This window comes from Paenibacillus camelliae (assembly GCF_023715345.1).
In the GTDB taxonomy this organism is placed as follows: Bacteria; Bacillota; Bacilli; order Paenibacillales; family Paenibacillaceae; genus Pristimantibacillus; species Pristimantibacillus camelliae.
Map to the genome: position 1 here is coordinate 19,992 of NZ_JAMBNY010000015.1, position 20,748 is coordinate 40,739.

General features: G+C 42.0%; 19 protein-coding genes and 1 pseudogene. 14 read left to right on the plus strand and 6 right to left on the minus strand.

What is annotated here, in order from left to right:
• Positions 1-108: 108 nt before the first annotated feature.
• The 7 genes from M3180_RS18485 (at position 109) to M3180_RS18515 (ending at position 6,780) form a co-directional block, all read left to right on the plus strand.
• Positions 109-684, plus strand: a complete 576-nt coding sequence (locus M3180_RS18485; protein WP_251670235.1) for a DUF1802 family protein — start codon at positions 109-111, stop codon at positions 682-684.
• Positions 685-823: 139 nt separating this feature from the next.
• A complete protein-coding gene (gene sufC, locus M3180_RS18490) occupies positions 824-1,603 on the plus strand; it encodes a Fe-S cluster assembly ATPase SufC (protein ID WP_251670237.1) in 780 nt (259 codons plus the stop codon).
• Positions 1,604-1,625: 22 nt separating this feature from the next.
• On the plus strand, positions 1,626-2,933 hold the full coding sequence (sufD, locus tag M3180_RS18495; protein ID WP_251670239.1) for a Fe-S cluster assembly protein SufD: 1,308 nt from the start codon (positions 1,626-1,628) through the stop codon (positions 2,931-2,933).
• Positions 2,930-4,156, plus strand: coding sequence for a cysteine desulfurase (locus M3180_RS18500; RefSeq protein WP_251670241.1), 1,227 nt, complete (start codon positions 2,930-2,932; stop codon positions 4,154-4,156). The genes sufD and M3180_RS18500 overlap by 4 nt, the downstream gene beginning before the upstream one ends.
• On the plus strand, positions 4,143-4,568 hold the full coding sequence (gene sufU / locus M3180_RS18505) for a Fe-S cluster assembly sulfur transfer protein SufU (RefSeq protein ID WP_251670243.1): 426 nt from the start codon (positions 4,143-4,145) through the stop codon (positions 4,566-4,568). Before M3180_RS18500 ends, sufU begins: the two co-directional genes overlap by 14 nt.
• Positions 4,569-4,607: 39 nt before the next feature.
• The gene (gene sufB / locus M3180_RS18510; protein WP_251670245.1) at positions 4,608-6,005 is read left to right on the plus strand and encodes a Fe-S cluster assembly protein SufB; all 1,398 of its coding nucleotides are present in this window, start codon (positions 4,608-4,610) and stop codon (positions 6,003-6,005) included.
• Positions 6,006-6,096: 91 nt separating this feature from the next.
• Entirely contained in the window at positions 6,097-6,780 is a 684-nt protein-coding gene (locus M3180_RS18515) for a YjjG family noncanonical pyrimidine nucleotidase (RefSeq protein WP_251670246.1), read from the plus strand.
• Between the two features lie 113 nt (positions 6,781-6,893).
• On the opposite strand, the gene M3180_RS18520 is transcribed toward M3180_RS18515, so the two are convergent.
• Entirely contained in the window at positions 6,894-7,412 is a 519-nt protein-coding gene (locus tag M3180_RS18520) for a DUF3231 family protein (protein ID WP_251670248.1), read from the minus strand.
• A gap of 31 nt (positions 7,413-7,443) precedes the next feature.
• Positions 7,444-8,298 carry a manganese catalase family protein gene (locus tag M3180_RS18525; RefSeq protein WP_251670250.1) on the minus strand — a complete coding sequence of 285 codons (855 nt, stop codon included), beginning with the start codon at positions 8,296-8,298 and terminating at the stop codon, positions 7,444-7,446.
• Between the two features lie 203 nt (positions 8,299-8,501).
• On the opposite strand from M3180_RS18525, the gene M3180_RS18530 reads away from it, so the two are divergent.
• Together M3180_RS18530 and M3180_RS18535 are read left to right on the plus strand one after the other, a co-directional pair.
• Positions 8,502-9,002, plus strand: a complete 501-nt coding sequence (locus M3180_RS18530; RefSeq protein WP_251670252.1) for a hypothetical protein — start codon at positions 8,502-8,504, stop codon at positions 9,000-9,002.
• An 85-nt stretch (positions 9,003-9,087) separates the two neighbouring features.
• Positions 9,088-10,512: an aldehyde dehydrogenase family protein gene (locus M3180_RS18535; protein ID WP_251670254.1), complete on the plus strand. Its 1,425-nt coding sequence runs from the start codon at positions 9,088-9,090 to the stop codon at positions 10,510-10,512.
• 108 nt (positions 10,513-10,620) lie between these two features.
• Here M3180_RS18535 and M3180_RS18540 read toward each other — a convergent pair whose 3' ends face one another.
• The 4 genes from M3180_RS18540 to M3180_RS22800 all read right to left on the minus strand — a co-directional run bounded on the left by M3180_RS18540 (position 10,621) and on the right by M3180_RS22800 (position 15,339).
• Positions 10,621-12,105: an MDR family MFS transporter gene (locus M3180_RS18540; RefSeq protein ID WP_251670255.1), complete on the minus strand. Its 1,485-nt coding sequence runs from the start codon at positions 12,103-12,105 to the stop codon at positions 10,621-10,623.
• Between the two features lie 166 nt (positions 12,106-12,271).
• Positions 12,272-13,351 (minus strand): HD-GYP domain-containing protein, encoded by a 1,080-nt coding sequence (locus M3180_RS18545; RefSeq protein WP_251670258.1) that lies wholly within the window; start codon positions 13,349-13,351, stop codon positions 12,272-12,274.
• A 131-nt stretch (positions 13,352-13,482) separates the two neighbouring features.
• A complete protein-coding gene (locus M3180_RS18550) occupies positions 13,483-14,520 on the minus strand; it encodes a ThiF family adenylyltransferase (protein ID WP_251670259.1) in 1,038 nt (345 codons plus the stop codon).
• 72 nt (positions 14,521-14,592) lie between these two features.
• Positions 14,593-15,339, minus strand: a complete 747-nt coding sequence (locus M3180_RS22800) for a molybdenum cofactor biosynthesis protein MoaE (protein WP_285855798.1) — start codon at positions 15,337-15,339, stop codon at positions 14,593-14,595.
• Between the two features lie 99 nt (positions 15,340-15,438).
• Here M3180_RS22800 and M3180_RS18565 point away from each other — a divergent pair.
• The 5 genes and pseudogenes from M3180_RS18565 to ytvI form a co-directional block, all read left to right on the plus strand.
• A pseudogene (locus M3180_RS18565) lies at positions 15,439-15,584 on the plus strand (GTP 3',8-cyclase MoaA); the annotation flags it as partial.
• Between the two features lie 149 nt (positions 15,585-15,733).
• Positions 15,734-17,179, plus strand: a complete 1,446-nt coding sequence (locus M3180_RS18570) for a bifunctional metallophosphatase/5'-nucleotidase (protein WP_251670261.1) — start codon at positions 15,734-15,736, stop codon at positions 17,177-17,179.
• Between the two features lie 139 nt (positions 17,180-17,318).
• Entirely contained in the window at positions 17,319-18,395 is a 1,077-nt protein-coding gene (locus M3180_RS18575; protein ID WP_251670263.1) for an HD-GYP domain-containing protein, read from the plus strand.
• 136 nt (positions 18,396-18,531) lie between these two features.
• The gene (yfkAB, locus tag M3180_RS18580; RefSeq protein WP_251670265.1) at positions 18,532-19,650 is read left to right on the plus strand and encodes a radical SAM/CxCxxxxC motif protein YfkAB; all 1,119 of its coding nucleotides are present in this window, start codon (positions 18,532-18,534) and stop codon (positions 19,648-19,650) included.
• Positions 19,651-19,669: 19 nt separating this feature from the next.
• Complete coding sequence (gene ytvI / locus M3180_RS18585; RefSeq protein WP_251670267.1) at positions 19,670-20,701, plus strand: sporulation integral membrane protein YtvI; 1,032 nt, start codon at positions 19,670-19,672, stop codon at positions 20,699-20,701.
• Positions 20,702-20,748 lie beyond the last annotated feature (47 nt).

Sequence of the window (20,748 nt, forward strand, 5' to 3'; positions counted from 1 at the left end):
ACATCGCATGGAATATCAAATTTACCAATTCCATTAAAATTTATCGGAATAATATGTATTTCACATATTGCAACCGGGACAATGCGAAAATGTGAAGGAGATGATGGGATGATTCAACAAGCGAATCCAGTCGCATTTAAAGAATGGGCAGTTACAGTTGATTCCTTATTAAAAGGAGAACTGATCTTTGTACTTCGTAAGGGTGGCATAAGCGAGGAAACAAAGCACTTTGCGTTAAGCTCCCATCAGTTCTATCTGATGCCTGCATATGAGCACCAAAAGGAGCATCTGTTAAAGCCCGCATATCAAGGGCGCATTCCAGATACGATGAAGGGGTGGTCACCAGATCAATCGGAGATGAAGCTTGAGGGCTACGCAGAAGCAGTGGAGGATATTTTAATCCATGATATGGACAAGCTAAAGGCAGTCTCTAATCTTCATATTTGGACAGATCAGTTTGCTGAGGAAAGACTTAAATGGAAGAAAACCGAGCCATTGCATTTAATTGTGCTGCGGGTTTACCGTTTAATGGAGCCAGTAACTACGGCAATGCAGGACGCATATCGTGGATGCAGATCTTGGGTAAACATTGAGGAATCACTTCCAGAGCTGCAATATGAGCCAGTACTGACGGATGAGCAATTTTCCATTAAATATAAAGAACTGAAGCTTGCATTGACATAAATAACGGTGAAAAGCTTGTAAAAGCTGCAATAAAGTCGTTTATGATTGATTTATAACTAAAACTAAATTATAATAATTATTGAGAATCATTGAGAATCAACATATAAAGATGTAGATAACCGTGGAGGGATAGTATATTATGTCGACGAAATTTGTCATCGATGGCCTAAAAGCCGAAATCGAAGGAAAAGAAATTCTTAAAGGAATTAACCTTGAAATAAAAGGCGGCGAGATCCATGCCATCATGGGGCCGAACGGAACAGGTAAATCTACGTTAGCCTCTGCACTAATGGGTCACCCTAAGTACGAAGTTACAGGCGGTTCCGTATCACTTGACGGAGAAGACGTACTTGAGATGGAAGTGGATGAGCGCGCTCGTGCAGGCATGTTCCTTGCGATGCAGTATCCATCTGAAATTCCTGGTGTAACAAACTCTGACTTCCTACGCTCTGCGATTAATGCACGCCGTGAGGAAGGCAATGAAATTTCTCTTATCAAATTCATCCGTCAAATGGAAGGTAAGATGAAAGAGCTTGAGATGAACCCTGAGTTTGCACATCGTTACTTGAACGAAGGCTTCTCCGGTGGTGAGAAGAAACGTAATGAAATTCTTCAAATGATGCTTCTAGATCCTAAGCTCGTTATTCTTGACGAGATTGACTCTGGTCTAGACATCGATGCATTGCGTATTGTAGCAGAAGGTGTTAACGCTATGCGCTCAGAGGAACGCGGATTCCTAATTATTACGCACTATCAACGTCTACTTGACTATATTACACCTGACCATGTACACGTAATGATGCAAGGTCGCATCGTTAAATCTGGTGGCCCTGAGCTTGCACAACGTCTTGAAAAAGAAGGCTATGATTGGGTTAAAGAAGAACTAGGTATTACTGATGAAACGGTTGGCCAGGCCTAATCGGAGAAGGAGGCAATAGTAAATGAGTACACAATTAACAACTCCGACCGATCGTCAATCTACGGAGGCGCTAGCGAGAAGTAAAGGTGAGCCAAATTGGCTTGTAGCGCTACGTGGTCAAGCGGCTGAGCTAACAGCAACACTGCCGTGGCCAAAGCCTGAAAAGGTTAAAATTGAACGCTGGAATTTAACGGCGGTTGGTCAATATGAAGCAACAGCAGCAGTAAGCTCCATTAGTGAGCTTCCACAAACAGTTCAAGAGCTCATTGCTGAAGGTACTGAAAACTTGCTAGTGCAAAAGAATACTGGTGCTGTATGGTCAAAGCTTTCTAGTGAGCTAGCTGACAAAGGTGTTATTTTTACGGACCTTGAAACAGCGGTTAAAGAGCATAGCGAGCTTGTTGAGAAGTATTTGTTCCAAGCAATCAAGTTTGATGAGGATAAATTAACAGCACTAAACGCTGCACTATGGAACGGCGGAGTATTTGTATACGTTCCTAAAAACGTCGAGGTTGAACTTCCTCTACAGGCAGTTCTTTACAATGATAAAGCTGAAGCAACGTTTGCTCCGCATATTTTGATTGTTGCTGAGGATAATAGCCGTGTTACGTATGTAGATTCTACAGTAACCGTTAAAGATGCTGTAACAGAGGCGTTTACACATCCTTCACTTGTTGAAGTGTTTGTTAAGCCAGGCGCACAAGTACGCTTTGGTTCCGTTCACTCTCTAGGTGAAAGTGGAGTTGATCTATCGCTTCGCCGTGCGGTTGTTGACCGTGATGGCCGTATCGAATGGATCATCGGTGACTTGAATGATGGAAACACTGTATCTGATACGAAGTCTGTCCTAGTTGGTCATGGCTCAACTTCGGATACAAAAGTTATCAGTGTTGGCCAGCATAAACAACAAATGAGCCTTACAACACAAGCCGTTCATTTTGGTAAGAGCTCAGACAGTAATATGATTACACGTGCGGTTATGCGTGATTCAGCTTCTGCGATCATCAATGGTGTTACTAAGATTGAACACGGAGCAACGAAAGCTAACGGTGTTCAAGCTGAGAAAGTATTGATGCTTAGCTCTAAAGCACGCGGTGACGCCAATCCAATTCTACTTATCGATGAGGATGATGTAACTGCAGGTCACGCGGCGAGTGTTGGTCAGGTTAACCCTGAGCAGGTTTACTATCTAATGTCTCGTGGTATTACAAAACCAGACGCTGAACGTTTAATCATTCACGGATTCTTGGCGCCTGTCGTTTCTGAGGTGCCAGTAGAAGCTGTTCGAGACCAGTTGAATCGACTTCTTGAAAGGAAGCTTGAGGGATGAATATAAATGCGATACGGGAACAATTTCCGATATTGCATCAAGAGATAAATGGGCACCCGCTTGTTTATCTTGACAGCGCGGCATCTTCTCAGAAGCCGCGTTCCGTCATTGATGCGGTGAGAAACTATTATGAGCTTGACCATGCTAATGTGCATCGAGGTGTCCATTCCTTAGGATCTCGTGCAACTGACGCATATGAGGGAGCTCGTGAGAAGGTAGCCAGATTTATTAATGCGCCATCTCCAGAGCAAATTGTGTTTACAAGAGGTACGACAACAGCGTTAAATCTTGTTGCATCAAGCTATGCACGTGAAGTATGCCGTGAAGGTGACGAGATCGTGATTACTCCTATGGAGCATCACAGTAATCTCATTCCTTGGCAGCAGGTAGCAAAGGCAACGGGTGCGACATTGAAATATATTCCGCTTCAACCGGATGGAACGATTGATCTTGCAGATGCAGAGTCAGTTATTACACCGAAGACAAAGGTCGTTTCAATGACGTATGTATCTAATGTGCTCGGTATTATGAATCCGATCAAGGCCATTACCGAAATTGCTCATCGAAATGGTGCAATAATGGTCGTGGACGGAGCGCAGAGCACTCCTCATTTGAAGATCGATGTGCAGGAGCTGGACATTGACTTCTATGCATTCTCAGGGCATAAAATGTGCGGTCCTACGGGCATTGGCGCGTTATACGGACGCATGGAGCTGCTTCAGAACATGGAGCCGATTGAATTCGGCGGTGAAATGATCGACTTTGTAGAATTGTATGAATCTACATGGAAAGATGTTCCTTATCGTTTTGAAGGGGGAACTCCGATTATTGCAGGTGCCGTTGGTCTAGGTGCAGCTATCGATTTTCTTGAGGAGATTGGAATGGACGCAATCGAGGAGCATGTAAAGCATTTAGCAGTCTATGCTTCTGAAGTATTGTCCTCGATAGACGGCTTGACGATCTATGGTCCAAAGAAAGAACGTGCAGGTTTAGTTACTTTTAATCTTGAAGATGTGCATCCACATGATGTTGCTACCGTATTAGATACAAAAGGTATTGCCATTCGTGCAGGGCATCATTGCTGCCAGCCGTTAATGCGTTGGTTGAATGTATCTGCAACGGCAAGAGCAAGCTTTTATATATATAATACAACGGATGAAATTGATCAGTTAGCCGATGCACTTATTCAAACAAAGGAGTTCTTCGGCTATGGAATTGAATGATTTGTATCGACGTGTCATCATGGATCATTATAAAAACCCTCGTAATCGTGGGGAACTGGAAGACGAGTCCGTATCGGTCCAGCTTAATAACCCAACCTGCGGTGACCGCATCTCGCTGCAGCTGCAGGTGGAAAATGGTGTCGTTACAAATGCTCGTTTTACAGGCGAAGGCTGCTCAATCAGCATGAGCTCTGCGTCAATGATGACGGAGGCGGTTAAGGGACGCACGTTTGAAGAGGCGCTATCACTCGCAGAACGTTTCTCCTCGCTTATGCAGGGTGAAGAAGTTGAGTTTGACGAACTAGAGGATATTGAAGCTCTATCAGGTGTTAACAAATTTCCAGCACGCATTAAATGTGCTACACTTGCGTGGAACGCCTTGAAAAAAGGGATAGAGCCGCAAAAGCATTAACGTATAAATAAGGCAGTCAAAAAAGGAGTGTGACAGATCATGGCAAAGTCGATGCCGGATTTAGGTGAGTACAAATATGGCTTCCGTGATGAGCATAAAGCGATTTTCCAATCAGGTAAAGGTCTTACGGAAGAAGTTGTACGCACGATTTCTTCGATGAAGAACGAGCCAGAATGGATGCTCGAGTTCCGTTTGAAATCTCTTGAGCAATTTAACAAAATGCCGATGCCAACATGGGGCGGAGATTTGAGTGAGCTAGATTTCAACGATATTCAATACTACGTTAAACCTTCTGAAAAGCAAGGGAAAACGTGGGAGGAAGTTCCTCAAGAAATTAAAGAAACGTTTGATAAGCTAGGTATTCCTGAAGCAGAGCAAAAGTTTCTAGCTGGTGTATCCGCTCAGTACGAATCTGAGGTTGTATACCACAGCATGCAAGAGGATCTTGAGAAGCAGGGCGTTATCTTCACGGATACGGACACTGCGCTACGTGAGCATCCTGAAATTTTCAAACAATATTTTGGAACGATTGTTCCTCCAAGCGACAATAAATTCGCTGCACTAAACTCAGCAGTTTGGTCTGGCGGAAGCTTCATCTACGTACCTAAGGGTGTACAATGTGAAATTCCGTTGCAGGCGTATTTCCGTATTAACTCTGAAAACATGGGTCAGTTCGAGCGTACGCTTATTATTGCAGATGAAGGCGCATCTGTGCACTATGTAGAGGGCTGTACAGCTCCTGTATATAGCACGAATTCCTTGCACTCTGCAGTCGTTGAGATTATCTGCTTGAAGGATTCAAAAATTCGTTATACAACGATTCAGAACTGGGCACCAAACATCTACAACCTTGTAACGAAGCGTGCGGTTGCTGACGAGAATGCATCGATGGAATGGGTAGATGGAAACATCGGCTCTAAGCTTACGATGAAATATCCAGCCGTTGTCCTTCGCGGTCGTGGTGCGAAAGGTACGGTTCTATCCATCGCTGTTGCTGGTAAAGGTCAATTACAGGATGCAGGTGCGAAAATGACTCACCTAGCTCCAGATACAAGCTCTACTATCGTATCTAAATCGATCTCGAAGCATGGCGGTAAAGTATCGTATCGTGGACTTGCTCACTTTGGACGTAATTCCGACGGAGCAAAATCAAACATCAAATGTGATACGTTGATTCTTGATAATGAATCTACTTCCGATACAATTCCATATAATGAGATCTTAAATGACAACATTATTTTGGAGCATGAAGCTACAGTATCCAAGGTTTCTGAAGATCAGCTATTCTACTTGATGAGCCGTGGACTTACTGAAGATGAAGCGACGCAAATGATCGTTATGGGCTTTATCGAGCCATTCACGAAGGAGCTTCCTATGGAATATGCAGTTGAGATGAACCGTCTCATCAAATTCGAGATGGAAGGCTCTATCGGTTAATAAGTAACGATAATAGCTTAAATGTGGGAGACGAACTTCAAAGTTCGTCTCCTTCTGTTTTTGCATAAGCTTAGAAAGTTGTGGGGATTAAATGAAAAGCTATGATATTATATTTTTTGATCTAGATGATACCCTTTTCGATTTTAGGAGTGCACAGCAAGCAGCCTTTAGTAAGGTGTTTGAGCAATACAAGCTCAAAGACATTGAGCAATATGAGAAAAGTTACCGTAGTATTAGTAAGGTGCTGTGGAGAGACCTAGAAAACGGGTTAATAAGCCTTTCAAAGTTAGGCTCTGAGAGGTTTAGAAGATTATTTGTAGAACATGAGCTTGAATTAGATGACGTTACATTTAATCAAGATTACTTAAAGTTTCTTGGAGAACAAACACATCTCGTTCAAGGCGCTGAGAAAGTCATTAAAGAGCTTTCACATAAACGATTAGCTGCTATTACAAATGGTTTTACTGATGTACAGATTTCAAGAATTAATAAATCGCCATTAGTAGGACGGTTTGAACATATAATAATATCCGAAGCTACTGGATTCCAAAAGCCGCAAGCAGGAATCTTTGATGTTGCTTTTGAGAAAATGAAGATTACTAATAAAGCAAAAGTGCTAATGGTAGGGGACTCATTAACTTCTGATATTCAAGGAGGATTAAACTACGGGATTGACACCTGTTGGTTCAATCCTAATGCTGTAGAAAATCTCTCTTCGATTAAACCTACTTATGAAGTTAATCATCTAGAAGGCCTATTAGATATAGTGAAGTAATGGCTTGGAGTTAAGCTTTTGAATTCATTTTTAGTTACAACGATGAACAAAAAGGAGAGGAACAGTACATCTGTTTCTCTCCTTTTCAGGCTAGGGCGTATTACAATTTACAGCTACTTGGACGCATCTTCACTGCCTTGCACATGCAGTGGAGGAGGAAGTAGCCAGCCCTTGTTCTTATTCATTTCTAGAATACGCAAGCCTAATGCTGTCATCGTTACATGGTACTTACCATACAATGCTCCAATGTCTTCACGAATCGATTGTCCCATCGCAGCACTGCACGCAGCTAGCGATGCAGAGGTTTCGACTGCAATCTTAGCTCCGATCTCAGGATCAGTAAAGCGTGCACCGATTGGAATATCGTCTAGCTCAACGGAAGGACGTTCTGGCATCGTAGGCGGTGGTGCAATACCATTTTCAAGTAGGATGGCATCGGTCTCTTTAATCTCGAGCTTGGATTGATCAAGTAAATCATGAATGATTTTCTTCAAATCCTCGTCCCCGGCATGATTGAGGTACAATTGATAGCAGGAAACTGCACCCTTAGCAGCCCAAGAGGTCATCCATAGTGTATAAACCTCTCCGTAGTGTAATGGTTGTTCTTTTGGATTACCACTTAAAATACCCATATTGGTTGTCTCCTTTATTACAATGTTATGGTTAGTTATTTAAATCATATAGCCCTGGTGCATGCTCGTTTGGCATTTCAGGCATTTGAGGAACAGGGAAGCCCACTGGTGGCTGCATAATTTGTAAATCCCCGCCATTGCGGCTTGGGGTTTGTCCATTGAATATCTCGCCAACTGTATCTTGATCCAAACGGAAATTAAATAATGCATTGTGGAAGCCCATATCAACAAACTTTCTGCATTCCGGATACTTGTTAATATCATAGTTAGGTACAGGGAATATTTTTCCCCAATCTACACCAAGCGTTTCCAATGCTTTTGCAAATGCGTTCTGATGAGCATTATCCCGTACAATAAGGAATCCTAGCGTTTCGCGGAAAGCCTTATTTGTGCTCATCTCATATATTCTTGATTTTTGGAGTACTCCCGTAGACTCTAATACGATGTTGTTCAGCATATCGGCTACAAGATTGCCGTGACAGTATACCCAGGAGCCGTTCCATGGGTTACCTCCAGCATCAACAGGCAGTGAGCTTTGTGCGCCCATAATAAAATGATGAGGATTCGCATTTTTAATAGCCTCATCAAGTGGCGCGCCATCGACACCTGCGTTACCGACTCCCGAATCACCTGCTCCGTTAAGTAATTGGTTTATCGTGTTTTGTACAAGCTCTACATGAGCGATCTCTTCGAGAAATACAGCTCGCAGCAAGTCACGATATTTTTTCTCTTTTCCTCTGAAGTTAGAGCTCTGAAAAAAGAACTGCATCATTGTACGCATCTCACCAAACTGACCACCAAGTGCTTCCTGTAATACTTTAGCCGCGGCAGGGTCTGGTTTATCTGGTACAATCATGTTAATTAGATCCTCTTTATAGAAATACATGATCGTGCTCCTTACTCAGCTTATTTAATGATAAGTGTTGATGCCTTATCAATTACATCATTAAATTATCCAATCGAGTCGTAAATATGTATGTTCAGAAATGAAAAAGCAGGATTAGCATTTTATGCCTTGTATCATTCTATTGAATTACATATGATAGAATTAGAAATAATAAGGTTGAAGAGATGGGATGGAGGATATAGATGAACAACAGAAATCAATATCAGCAAGGGTTTAGAATATATAAAGATTCAGATCATAGAACGACTATGTCTTCTAAACCGATATCCTCGGTCCAAGCGCAATCTCCTAGTCACGGAGATAAGCAAATGGAAATCGCACTGCTGCATAAGCTGCATGCAAAGACGAAAATCGTAGGTTTTCTTGTTTATCAAAGCGACATTAAAGGAATACGCTTTTACGATCCGACGAAGCGTAAATTCATTGATGTCGCGCCATGGCAGCTGAATAGATTTGCCTTAAGTAAGCTAAAGCTAATGGGAATTAGAACAATTGATTTGGTGCGTCATGAAGGTGGTCAGTCAGAAGGTACAGTGGTCGTCGAGTTTATATCGAAACAAGAAGCAGCCGGCCATTTTCGTGCAAATCGTATGGTTTCGAATGATCTGGCAGAGGCACTAAGTGGAATTATGAACTATATGTCCGAGGATGAATATCAAGCACTACTCAAGGAGTTTACATAAATAATCCGATAGCTCAATGCAGCTATGACAGCGTATTTCATAAATAGATCAAGAGACAGCCTAATGCAAGCTCAGGGAGGTAATGATGAAGCAGAAGCTTTATATAAATGGACAATGGACAGAGGGACATGAGCGGGATATTGAGCTCTTATCACCATATACCGGAGAGAAAATTGCTTCTGTTGCTTGTGCTTCTCAGGCACAGGTGGATGAGGCTATTCAATTTGCTGTATTAGCGAAAGAAACTATGCGTTCAATGACTGCCTATGACAGAAGTGTAATTCTTGAAGGTGTAAGCCAACAGCTTGTCGCCCGTAGAGAAGAAGCTGCTCGAATCATTTCCATGGAGTCCGCTAAGCCGCTGAAGGCTGCATATATAGAGGTAGATCGTACAGCTACGACGTTTAAGCTTGCTGCAGAGGAAGCGAAGCGACTCTATGGCGAGATGATACCAACGGATAGTGTGCCAGGTGGAGAGCAGCGACTCGCCTTTACAAAAAAAGAGCCTGTAGGCGTTATTGGCGCTATTACTCCCTTTAACTTTCCTATGAATCTTGTTGCTCATAAGCTTGGTCCTGCTTTTGCTGCTGGTAATTGTGTGATTTTAAAGCCTGCAGAGCAGACGCCATTGTCTGCTTTGCTTATTGCGGATCTGTTTCATGAAGCTGGCTTACCCGCAGGTGCATTACATGTTGTCTGCTCGAGAGGGAAGGATATTGCAGAGTTTATCGTAAAAGATGAGCGAGTAAATTATATTTCCTTCACTGGAAGTCCAGCTGTTGGTGAGCAGGTTCGCAGCAATGCACGTCTAAAGCGTGTAACGTTGGAGCTTGGATCTAATTCTGCAGTAATTATTGATGAAGATACTGATCTAGATAAGGTTGCAGCTCGCTGCGTCGCGGGTGCTTTTTCGAATCAAGGACAGGTGTGCATCTCCTTGCAGCGTATTTATGTTATGGAGAATATATTTGATGAGTTTATCGAAAAATTTGTCGCTTGTACGAAGCAGCTTGTTATCGGAGATCCGCTTGATCTAGCCACTGATGTGTCGGCTATGATTAACTCTGCTGCCATTGAGCGTTCTTTGTCATGGGTGCATGAAGCGCTGCAGCAAGGTGCAGGAATAATGTCTGGCGGATATGCCAAAGATCGAATCATGATGCCTACGATACTTGTCGGTGTACCTGAGACGGCAAAGGTGATGCAGGAAGAGGTATTCGCACCACTGGTAAGTATTAACCGAGTATCGAGCTTAGATCAAGCCATTGAGCTAGTCAATCAATCCAACTATGGCTTGCAAGCAGGAATATATACAAAGCAGCTAGAAGCAGCACTTCATGCGGGGGATCAGCTACAAGCAGGCGGAATACTTATCAATGATATTCCAACCTTTCGATTAGATCATATGCCGTATGGTGGGTGGAAAAATAGTGGGATCGGGCGCGAAGGGATTAAATATGCAATGGAAGAAATGTGTGAGACCAAGCTAATTATCATTAATCGTAGTTAATGAAAACAAGAAAAGGAGCGATCTCGTTTGTTACGAGAGTCGCTCCTTTTTCATATTGTGGTGCTTTCCATTGCAAGTATCAGATAGATAAGATTGCAGTATTATCACTTAGCCTTGATCGTTAGAAGATACAGCAGGTTGATTGCTTTTCTTGCTATCTGTTTTTCTAATAAAGAATGCTAGCAGCAATGCTAGAATACCAAGGACTAGACCAAGCGCAAAAGCTGCGCGGAAGCCTTCAATCGAAGCAAGCAGCTGCTGTGCTGGATCTAATGGGTTCTCACTGTTCTGAAGAAATGCCGCTGCGCTGTTACTCATACGAGAAATGAACAATGCTGTACCGATCGCTCCAGCAACTTGCATTAAAGTACTGAATATTGCTGTACCATGTGGATATAAGTCGGGTGTAAGCTGATTCAGACCATGTGTTTGAGTAGGCATCATCGCAAGTGCAATACCAACCATAAGTATAATATGATAAGTAATAATTTGTGCACTTGTAGTGTCACTTCCAACGCCCGTGAATAGCCATATAGCAAGCACCATCAAAGCGATCCCTGGCACAATGATGACGCGAGGACCGAATCGGTCAAACAGCTTTCCAGTTATCGGTGCCATAATCCCGTTTAGAATGGAAGCAGGCAGCATAATTAGACCGGATTTGAATGCAGTAACAAGCAATACTGTTTGTAAAAATAGCGGCAGCAGAACCATAGTCGAAAACATAGACATCATAACGACGCACATCAGGACAACGGTAAGTGAAAACATCGGAAAACGGAATGCACGAAGATCGAGGATAGGGCTTTCCACTCTCAATTGTCGTAGGATAAAGAGTAGAAGGGACACTCCACCAGCTATCATCGTGGTGTAGACGATAGGATCACTCCAGCCATAATCCCCTGAAGCACTAAAGCTGTATACGATACCGCCGAAACCAATCGTTGATAGGATAATAGATAGCCAATCTACCTTCGGCTTGGTAACAACAGTTACGTTTTTCATATATAACGCACCGAGTATAATCGATATTGCAGCCAGTGGAATAACGATTATAAATAACCAGCGCCAATTCAACTGATCAACAATAATACCTGATAAGGTCGGTCCAATAGCCGGGGCAAACGTCATAACAAGCCCAATCAAGCCCATTGCTCCGCCACGCTTTTCAGGTGGAATAATTACAAGGATCGTATTCATCATTAATGGAATCATTAACCCTGTACCTAAAGCCTGAATAATTCTTCCGATAAGTAAAACTCCAAAGCTTGGCGCTATAGCAGCAATAACGGTACCTATAAAAAAGCTAACCATTGATGCTAAAAACATTTGTCGAGATGTGAGCCATTGTTGCAGAATAGCAGTAACTGGTACAAGCACACCCACGACAAGCATATAACCTGTTGTAAGCCATTGAATGGTTGCGTAGCTCACTTGTAGATCTTCTACAAGGACAGCTAATGCGTTACCAAGTAATGTCTCATTCAATAACGAGACAAACGCTCCGACGATAAGTGCAATAAAAATCGGTATGATTTTTAGCTTGCTTACATCAACTTGTGACGTATGAGTTTGTGTGGTGTTTGGATTCATGTTTCTCTCCTCTTTATTTAGTACTTTTTGCCAACACTTATAACTATACTGAAGGCTTTAGCATATGGCTAGATAATTTTTTCTTAATTACTAAAATATTTAAAGCATAAAAATAAGCAATGACAATGCGTGTTGGCATTAGTCATTGCTTACACTTTCAGTACAGTTAGAAGTAGACATGAATTATATCAAGTGTACGTTCTTGTGTCAAATCAATAAACTCGGAGTCAACTTGAATGAGCGGACTAAAATATTCCGTTGGGTGAGTCATAACGATCATGCCTGTTCTTCCGTCGTTTAGTTGAACGCGCTTACCAATAAAGTTAGGAATCATATGAGCGATAAATGCGTGAGTAATGATAGGATCTAATTCGGTAAAGCTCAGACGATATAATTCCTTAAGAACAAATAGCAGATCACGTTCCTTTTGATAGGCACGCGAAGAAATCATGGCGCTATAAATATCAGCGACGGCAATAATTTTACCGAACAATGAAATTTCATCACCTGATTTGCCATGTGGATAACCTGAACCGTTCATTCGTTCATGGTGATCTAAAGCCCCAAGCGCCGTTTCATGATCACCAGTAGAGTTGCGTATAATTTCATAGCCGTAAAGGGTATGACGTTTAATTTCCTCGAATTCCTCTGCTGTTAGCTTCTCTGGCTTATTAAGCACTTGCGGATCAATTTTACATTTACCGATATCGTGCAAGAAACCCGCATTACCTACTTTTGTTGATTGCTCATTGGATAGTCCAATCCAGTTAGCTATGTAATAGGAAAGCATGCCAACCTGTACAGAATGCTGATAAGTATAGCTGTCAGAGTTATTTAATAGCAGCAACAGCGATACGACATCGCGTTCCAGCACTAGATTCTGTATTAAAGGCTCAAACTCGGCAGCTGCTTTATCAGTATCGATCTTATTATGTTCACGTGCACTATCGAACATTTCTTTTACGTTTTGCACAACGGAATCATACAATGGCTTCATATGCGGAACCCATTTGGGAGTAGCTGTAGACTCTAATGTGCGTTCTAACATATCTAAATCTTCAAGACTACTATTAATGATCGAACTTCGATCCAGTATTTCAATATATTCGATGGAATGCTGAATTAACTTACTAATTTCCTTACTATGTAGTACCGTGTTTTTAGATAAAATATGAAGACCATAGCTGTTAAAAACATCTTCACGCAGAACATCACTATCGATGATATCTGTTACATGGATACGCATAGCCCACCTCGCTTGTTTATGTTTCTTGTACTGGTAAAGAGGGTAATTTTAACCAAACTAGTCTTGTGATCTATATTATCAAACCGTATTCTAACTTTCAATAATTAATTGCTAATATTACCAATTTAATGTTAGATTTCAACAAATTTCTTCAGTATATTTACTGCAAATTCGACATCTTCAGTCCCTTGTATCATAATTCGATGATCAGGGAACAATATTAGATTGATTTGATCAGAATATTTAATTTTTACGAGATAGCGATTGCGCTTCGTTTCATAGGTTTTTTCATATAGAGCAGCGAATTCATCTAATGTGTAAGGCAATGGTTCAGCTAAAGTAAGCTGTATTGTTTGCCGCCCGCAAATGCTAGTAGAATGAATAAGAGATACTTCGTTTAGCCAATCTCGACTACCTTGGGAGCAGCATGGACATTGCTCATTTTTTGCATGTGAGATATCAAGGCTCAATTGCTGCAGGCTCCAGCAATCCAGCTGTAACAGTGCTGAATTGCATTGCTTCTGTTGACCAGTCGCTAGCTTCATAATTTCAGCAGCCTGGATGGATGCAATCATATGCACGATCGGACCCAGTACTCCAGCTGTATCACATGTATCTACTGCGCCGAGCTCTGGTGGCTCAGGGAATAAGCAACGAAAGCATGGAGTATGCTGCGGAATAAAGGTTGCTGTGGAGCCGCTTGTACCTACGACAGCACCGTATACCCATGGCTTATTATAGGAAACACTATAATCATTTATCAGATAGCGAATGGTGAAATTGTCGCTGCCATCAACGATGAAGTCTATACCATCAAGAAGCTGCTCAATATTGCCAGCATGTACATCTGCAATAATAGGATCAATAGTTATTGAAGAATTTACACGGCGCAGAGCATGAGCAGCTGCTATAGCTTTAGGCATAAACTGCTCGGCATCCTGTTCATTATAGAGCGACTGGCGATGTAAATTGCTAATTTCTACAAAGTCACGATCAATGATGCGCAAATAGCCGATTCCTGCTCTTACGAGCAGGTCGGCTATTGCGGATCCAAGTGCACCCATGCCAATAACAGCACAGGAAGCTGTAGCAAGCTTGTCCTGTCCAGTGGAGCCAATCGAATATGCTTTTATTTGCTTTGCATAGCGAAGCGTTGGATCAAACTTCATATACTTCTTTCCTTTTATTCATAATTTGTGGTCAGAACATGTTGTTTTCGGTGGTTTAGATGGCTAACATGTTTAGTTTTTAACAGGTGCAGTTGGATCCCAAGGACCAAGCTGATGTCCTTTCCATTCTGAGCCATCTTCCCATATTTCCTTCTTCCAGATAGGAACGATTTGCTTTAACCGTTCAATCGCATAGCGGCTTGCTTCGTAGCAATCCGCTCGTCTAGCAGTTGCGACAGCAATGACGACACTAATTTCTGCCAGACCAACCTGACCAATCCGATGAGTTATCGCAGTATCGGCATCCTTCCATCGCTCGGCGATTTCGTCTCCGATCTGCCGCATCGTTTTAATAGCCATCGGAATATAAGCCTCATATTCAAGGAAAACGGTACGCAGTCCTTCTGTAAATTCACGTGTCGTTCCAACAAAAAGCAACGTGGCACCACATGCAGGAGTGATGACTTTGTTCATTACTTCTTCGACTTGTATTGGTCGCTCTGTTATAACGAATTTGTCAGAAGTATTCCCAGTCTCCTCAGAAGCTTTCGAGTTAGCTTCGCTTTGTCCACCAGAGACAGGTGGCAGAAGCGCCAGCTCGTCGCTTGCCTTTACAGATTGCTCGTCACGGCAATAGGCCTGATTAGCAGCAACGTAGCAGCTCTTTAGAACACGTTGCTGCTCAGGATATTGTTCTATTAAATATTGCTTTAATTCTTTAGCAGTAAGCTCGCTTTGTGCCAGTTCAAGTGTAATGCTAGGTTTTTCAAAACGCTGTGCAAGTCCAGCGAAAAGTTGAATTTTCCATATGTATGTCATAATCTACCTACTTATAATTGTAATCTTAAGTAGTATTAGCATACCATAGTTGAAGGAAAAATGTTATTCTTAAGAGTAGCAAAGAAGGGAAGTGACAGCATGCGGCAACTTAAGGATTCATTTGGCAGAGTACATAATTATTTGCGACTATCAGTAACAGTTGCAATTTACGATGCCTATACTGCATGCCTGAAGAAGGTATGGAATTCGCTGCGTCAGAAACACTTCTTTCCTATAATGAAATGGACGTAAAGCCAGATCATGAAATGGCTGCAAAGCTTAAATATGGCGTACTAAGCCACACACCAACAAGTCGGCGTATGTCGAAATTAGGTGGCTAGCAGCTCAGCGAAACAAATTGAGTGGACTTAAGCTATGGTGGAGAGGTGATTCAATGTCAATAAATGATGAATATGACACTGCTATTGAGGTTGTTATCTTCCATAGTAACGATCTACATAGTCGATTGGAGCAGGCTGCTAAAACGGCAACGATTATTGAACAGGGAAGACTTAAGTACGGGACAGAGCAAGTAATAGCTGTAGATTTGGGCGATCATATGGATCGTGCAAGGATGGAGACTGAAGGAACGGATGGACTTGTTCATCAAGCGATTATAGAGGCTACTGCTTATGATGTCGTAACGCTTGGTAATAATGAAGGGCTGACTTTTTCTGCTGAGCAGCTGGATGCGGTATATAGTGACAGCTCATTTCAGGTAATCTGCTGCAATTTACATAAGCTTCATGGAGACAATCCATCATGGCTTACTTCCTCTACTATTATCGAACGTGCTGGGTTGTCCGTTGGATTTATTGCTGCAACAGCAAATTTCTATCAGTTTTATGAATTGATGGGTTGGCAAACGACGGAACCGATCATTGAAATAAAAAAAGAGATTGAGCGAATACGGTCTTCTTGCGATGTTATTGTGCTCATGTCACATCTCGGCATTAAGTATGATGAACGTATTGCTGATGAGTGCGAGCATATTGATGTCATTCTTGGATCACACACGCATCATTTGTTTGATCCTCCAGAGCTTCGTAATGGTACCCTGATGTGTGCCGCTGGAAAATTTGGTTCCTATGTTGGTAAGGTAAACATTTCATATAATAAAGTGCTTCAAAAAGCAGTGATTACTGGTGAAGTCATTCCTACAGCCGCTTATCCAGAGAATGAACAGATTATGGATATTATTGCGCAAGGAAAACTAGATGCACAGAAGAAGCTGTCACGTGTTATTGAAGTACTCAAGGAACCGCTTGAGGTTAGTCATTATCGTGAGTCACCTCTTTCAAATTTACTAGCCATTGGTCTGCGGAGCTGGTGTGACGCCGAGATTGGTATTGTAAACTCGGGGCAGCTTCTAGGCAGCTTGGCGATAGGTCCGGTAACGGCTGGAGAGCTGCATGCGATCTGTCCATCACCAATCAATCCATGTGTTTTGATGCTAAAAGGTAGCGAGCTTATACAGGCTCTTGAACAATCTTTGCTAGTGGAGTATCAGGATTTTAAGCCGAGAGGCTTTGGATTTCGTGGAGAGCAGCTTGGAATGTTAGCTGTCGATGGCTTAGAGGTAATATATGCTTTAGATAAACCGCCGCTTAACAGAATTCAATCTGTTTATGTCAATGGAGAAGCTTTAGAGCTGCAACGCTCGTACCGAGTTGCAAGTATCGACATGTTTACTTTTAAAGTAGGCTATACAAGCCTAGCAAATTTCGAAAATGCCACCTATTATTTGCCAGAGTTTATTCGAAATATTATGGAAGTAGAGCTAACCAACGCAGAGCATATTGAGCAAAGTAAAACAAAAAGATGGATAAGAAGCGAATAAACGTTAGATCCTATCATTCCTGCTCAAAAAAACTGATGCTAAATACCTAAATTATTTAAATTTATTTAGCAGGGTTGTGACATTATTCGAGTTCAGGTTAAAATTAATGTACAGTTAACAAACAGAAGGGATCAGAAGGATGCGTCTTCTTACTATCAAACAATGTAAACCGGGCATGAAGCTGGCGAAAAAAATTTTCACAGAAGATGGCATTGTGCTCCTTGGTGAAAATATGGAGCTTACAGCTAGATTGATTGCCAGATTAGAGGAGTGTAATGTACAGTACGTATATATTCATGATCCTCGCACAGAAGATATTAATAATGATACGTTAATTAGCGAAGAGACTTTTCGTGTTGCAGTAAAGGAAATACGTAAAAATTTTTCGTTAATGATGGAGCCAGTCTCTACGAATAAAGGGGCGACGAGACCTTTTATCGCTAAGCCTCTAAAGGATATGATGGGGCTTATTATTGATGATCTCTCTAGTAATAAGGACGCCATGATTATGCTGATGAATATGGGAATTGTAGATCATTACCTGTACCAGCATTCGCTGAACGTATGCGTCTATACGTCGCTACTAGGGATGAGCTACGGGTATTCTCGCGAAGAAACCATTCATTTAGGCCTTGGTGCATTGCTGCACGATATTGGAAAAACAAAGATTGACGTTGATATATTAAAGAAGCCGGATGCATTAACGAAGGAAGAATATGAGGAGATGAAGCTTCACACGAACAGAGGCTTCGAAATTTTAAAGGACGAGCCGAATTTGCCATTGTCTGTAGCGCACTGCGCTTTGCAGCATCATGAGCGACTGGATGGTAGCGGTTATCCAAGAGCATTAAAAGGCAACGATATTATGGAGCATGCGAGATGGATTGGTATTGTCGATTCGTACGATGCGATGACGACAAGTCGAGTATACAGCAGCCCCATGCTCCCTCATTTGGCAATGGAGCATCTATATGCTGGCTCTGGCACATTGTATGAGCAGTGGATGCTTGCTCATTTCCGAGATAAGGTCGTTATATATCCTATTGGCATTACGGTAAAGCTTAACTCAGGAGAAACGGCAGTTGTTGTTGACTATGATCCGAGCTATCCGCAACGGCCGATCGTACGTGTGCTTACGAACGAAATCGGCGAGGATCTGACAGTGCCTTACGAGATAAATTTGTCTCGTGAGCTAAGCACTATGATTGTAAAATGAATGACGCTGCTTTATGAGTTGGAAAGAAACCGCCTAGCGAGGCGGTTTTTCTTGTTGCTAAAATTGATTTCATTGATTCTAAGTAGGAAGAACTATACAATATACTTGTATTAATAGAATAATAAGGTGCGATTATATGATGACAAAAACAATAATTCCATTATCACCCAATAATGATCCGTGGGAAGCTATACACTCCTTAGAAAAATACGGGAAGCATCGCTTGACAAGCGTTGAAATGACCGTATCTAATCTGTGCAATATGCGCTGTGAGCATTGTGCAGTTGGAGACACACTCGTGCTTAAGGAGCCAGAAAAGATACCGCTGGAGCTTATGTTGAAGCGTTTGGACGAAGTTAAGGAGCTTACAACCATTAGTATTACTGGTGGTGAGCCGACATTCATGCAAAAAACGGTAGATGAATATATTGTCCCGCTGTTGCAATATGCGAGAAGCAGAGGGATCTATTCACAGATCAATTCAAATGTGACGCTTCCTTTTGAACGATATGAGAAAATAGCGAAGTATTTAGATGTAATGCATATTTCGTTCAATTATACGGAAGCAAAAGACTTTCATGAGGTTGGATTTGCCAAATCTGGGCATCCTGTACCATTAGAGGTTGCACAGAAGCTGTATGAGCGAATGATTGATAATGCAAAGCGGTTAAGCGATGCAGGGGTGCTTGTGTCTGCTGAATCTATGATTAATTATCGTACACATAACAAAATTTCACGTATTCATGAGCTTATCGTGGAGATGGGCTGCCAGCGCCATGAGGTGCATCCGATGTATCCAAGCTCATTTGCAAAGGATTTGCCTGTATTATCTAAGGAGCAAATGCGCAAGTCGATTGAGCAATTGCTGGAAACAAGAGATCAAAGCGTATGGATGCTGTTTGGGACGCTTCCATTCTACCATTGCAGCTCGGACTCAGAGGAACGCAAGCTGCTTGCAAGATTGGCTAACGAAAAAAATGTTACGGTGCGCAATGATCCGGATGGTCGTAACCGTTTGAATGTAAATTTATTTACAGGAGAAGTTTTTGTAACTGATTTTTCAGATGTGCCTTCCTTCGGAAGTATATATGATTCTAACTTGGATGATATCTTTGATCAGTGGCAAATGCATAAGTTGGCACAAAGCGTCAATTGTCATTGTCCAGCAGTAGCCTGCTGTGGACCGAATTTGCTAGTTAAGGATATGTATTATAAAGATGTTGATTTCTTAGCACGTCAAGCGATTGTAGAATAAATAGTGAGGAAGTGATCTATTGACCGTTCGCGCAATGCTTTCCGTTGCAGTTGCACTTGGTTTGCTGTATTTGTCTTTTACAGCAGGAGCTCCGTTTTTATTGGCTCTCGTCGTTGCGATATTTTTAGAGCCTGTCAATTTATTTCTAATAAAACGGCTTCGATTAAATCGCCTAGTTTCTGCAATTATAACCTGCACGCTGTTTACAATCGGTTTGCTTGGGCTAATGTTTTTAATTGGTCTAAAGGTGCTCAATGAAGTGATTGCTTTCGTGGAGAAGCTGCCTCGCTATTTCTCTAATTTAAGTGTATTTGCTAATGACTGGTTATCTCAGCTGCGTAAAACGTATGAAAACCTTCCGCCTGAATCGGTTGAATCGATCGAACAATATGTGATGTCGCTGCTCGATTGGCTGACAAAACAAGCGATGGGTTTATCCGGCAGACTGGGCGGCGTAATATCTAGTGTACCGAGCCTGTTTATTTTCTTCATTGTGTTTATCGTAGCCGTATATATGTTTAGCTTTAGCTTGAATACCCTAAAGCAATCGGTGCTATCGTTTTTCCATGAAGGATCGAGAGATAAAGTTAATTCAGTGCTTGAAAGTCTTAGAAATTCAATCTTCGGGTTTTTACGCTCGCAATTGATTCTAAGTGCGCTGACTTATATTATTTCGCTAGTAGGATTACTTGTACTGCAAGTGAAATATCCGCTGGCTATTGCACTATTAATTATTATCGTCGATATTATGCCTATTCTTGGAACAGGCTCAGTGTTAGTACCGTGGGCGATCTACTGCATTTTTGTAGGGGATATATTTACAGGAATCGGTCTGTTGCTATTATTTATCGTAATAACGGTGTTCAGAAGAATTGTGGAGCCGAAGGTGCTGGGAGATTCTGTTGGCATTAGCGCCTTGTCAGTTCTTATAAGCTTATATGTAGGCTTGGAGCTTGTCGGCGTAATCGGAGTCTTTCTTGGACCACTCGTCGTCATTATTTACAAAGCCTGCAGACAAGCGGGTATTATACCAACGTCAATAAAGCTGTAAAGCTCACGAAGGACGGATCATAAAGGCGCAGCAACCACTGCTTGAAC

Coding starts and splice junctions, on each gene's coding strand:
- M3180_RS18500 (WP_251670241.1), top strand. CDS start 2,930: ATGAATATAAATGCGATACGGGAACAATTTCCGATATTGCATCAAGAG.
- M3180_RS18540 (WP_251670255.1), bottom strand. CDS start 12,105: ATGAATCCAAACACCACACAAACTCATACGTCACAAGTTGATGTAAGC.
- M3180_RS18575 (WP_251670263.1), top strand. CDS start 17,319: ATGCGTCTTCTTACTATCAAACAATGTAAACCGGGCATGAAGCTGGCG.
- M3180_RS18535 (WP_251670254.1), top strand. CDS start 9,088: ATGAAGCAGAAGCTTTATATAAATGGACAATGGACAGAGGGACATGAG.
- M3180_RS18550 (WP_251670259.1), bottom strand. CDS start 14,520: ATGAAGTTTGATCCAACGCTTCGCTATGCAAAGCAAATAAAAGCATAT.
- M3180_RS18525 (WP_251670250.1), bottom strand. CDS start 8,298: ATGTATTTCTATAAAGAGGATCTAATTAACATGATTGTACCAGATAAA.
- M3180_RS18485 (WP_251670235.1), top strand. CDS start 109: ATGATTCAACAAGCGAATCCAGTCGCATTTAAAGAATGGGCAGTTACA.
- sufC (WP_251670237.1), top strand. CDS start 824: ATGTCGACGAAATTTGTCATCGATGGCCTAAAAGCCGAAATCGAAGGA.
- M3180_RS18515 (WP_251670246.1), top strand. CDS start 6,097: ATGAAAAGCTATGATATTATATTTTTTGATCTAGATGATACCCTTTTC.
- sufU (WP_251670243.1), top strand. CDS start 4,143: ATGGAATTGAATGATTTGTATCGACGTGTCATCATGGATCATTATAAA.
- M3180_RS18570 (WP_251670261.1), top strand. CDS start 15,734: ATGTCAATAAATGATGAATATGACACTGCTATTGAGGTTGTTATCTTC.
- M3180_RS18520 (WP_251670248.1), bottom strand. CDS start 7,412: ATGGGTATTTTAAGTGGTAATCCAAAAGAACAACCATTACACTACGGA.
- yfkAB (WP_251670265.1), top strand. CDS start 18,532: ATGATGACAAAAACAATAATTCCATTATCACCCAATAATGATCCGTGG.
- sufB (WP_251670245.1), top strand. CDS start 4,608: ATGGCAAAGTCGATGCCGGATTTAGGTGAGTACAAATATGGCTTCCGT.
- sufD (WP_251670239.1), top strand. CDS start 1,626: ATGAGTACACAATTAACAACTCCGACCGATCGTCAATCTACGGAGGCG.
- M3180_RS18530 (WP_251670252.1), top strand. CDS start 8,502: ATGAACAACAGAAATCAATATCAGCAAGGGTTTAGAATATATAAAGAT.
- M3180_RS22800 (WP_285855798.1), bottom strand. CDS start 15,339: ATGACATACATATGGAAAATTCAACTTTTCGCTGGACTTGCACAGCGT.
- M3180_RS18545 (WP_251670258.1), bottom strand. CDS start 13,351: ATGCGTATCCATGTAACAGATATCATCGATAGTGATGTTCTGCGTGAA.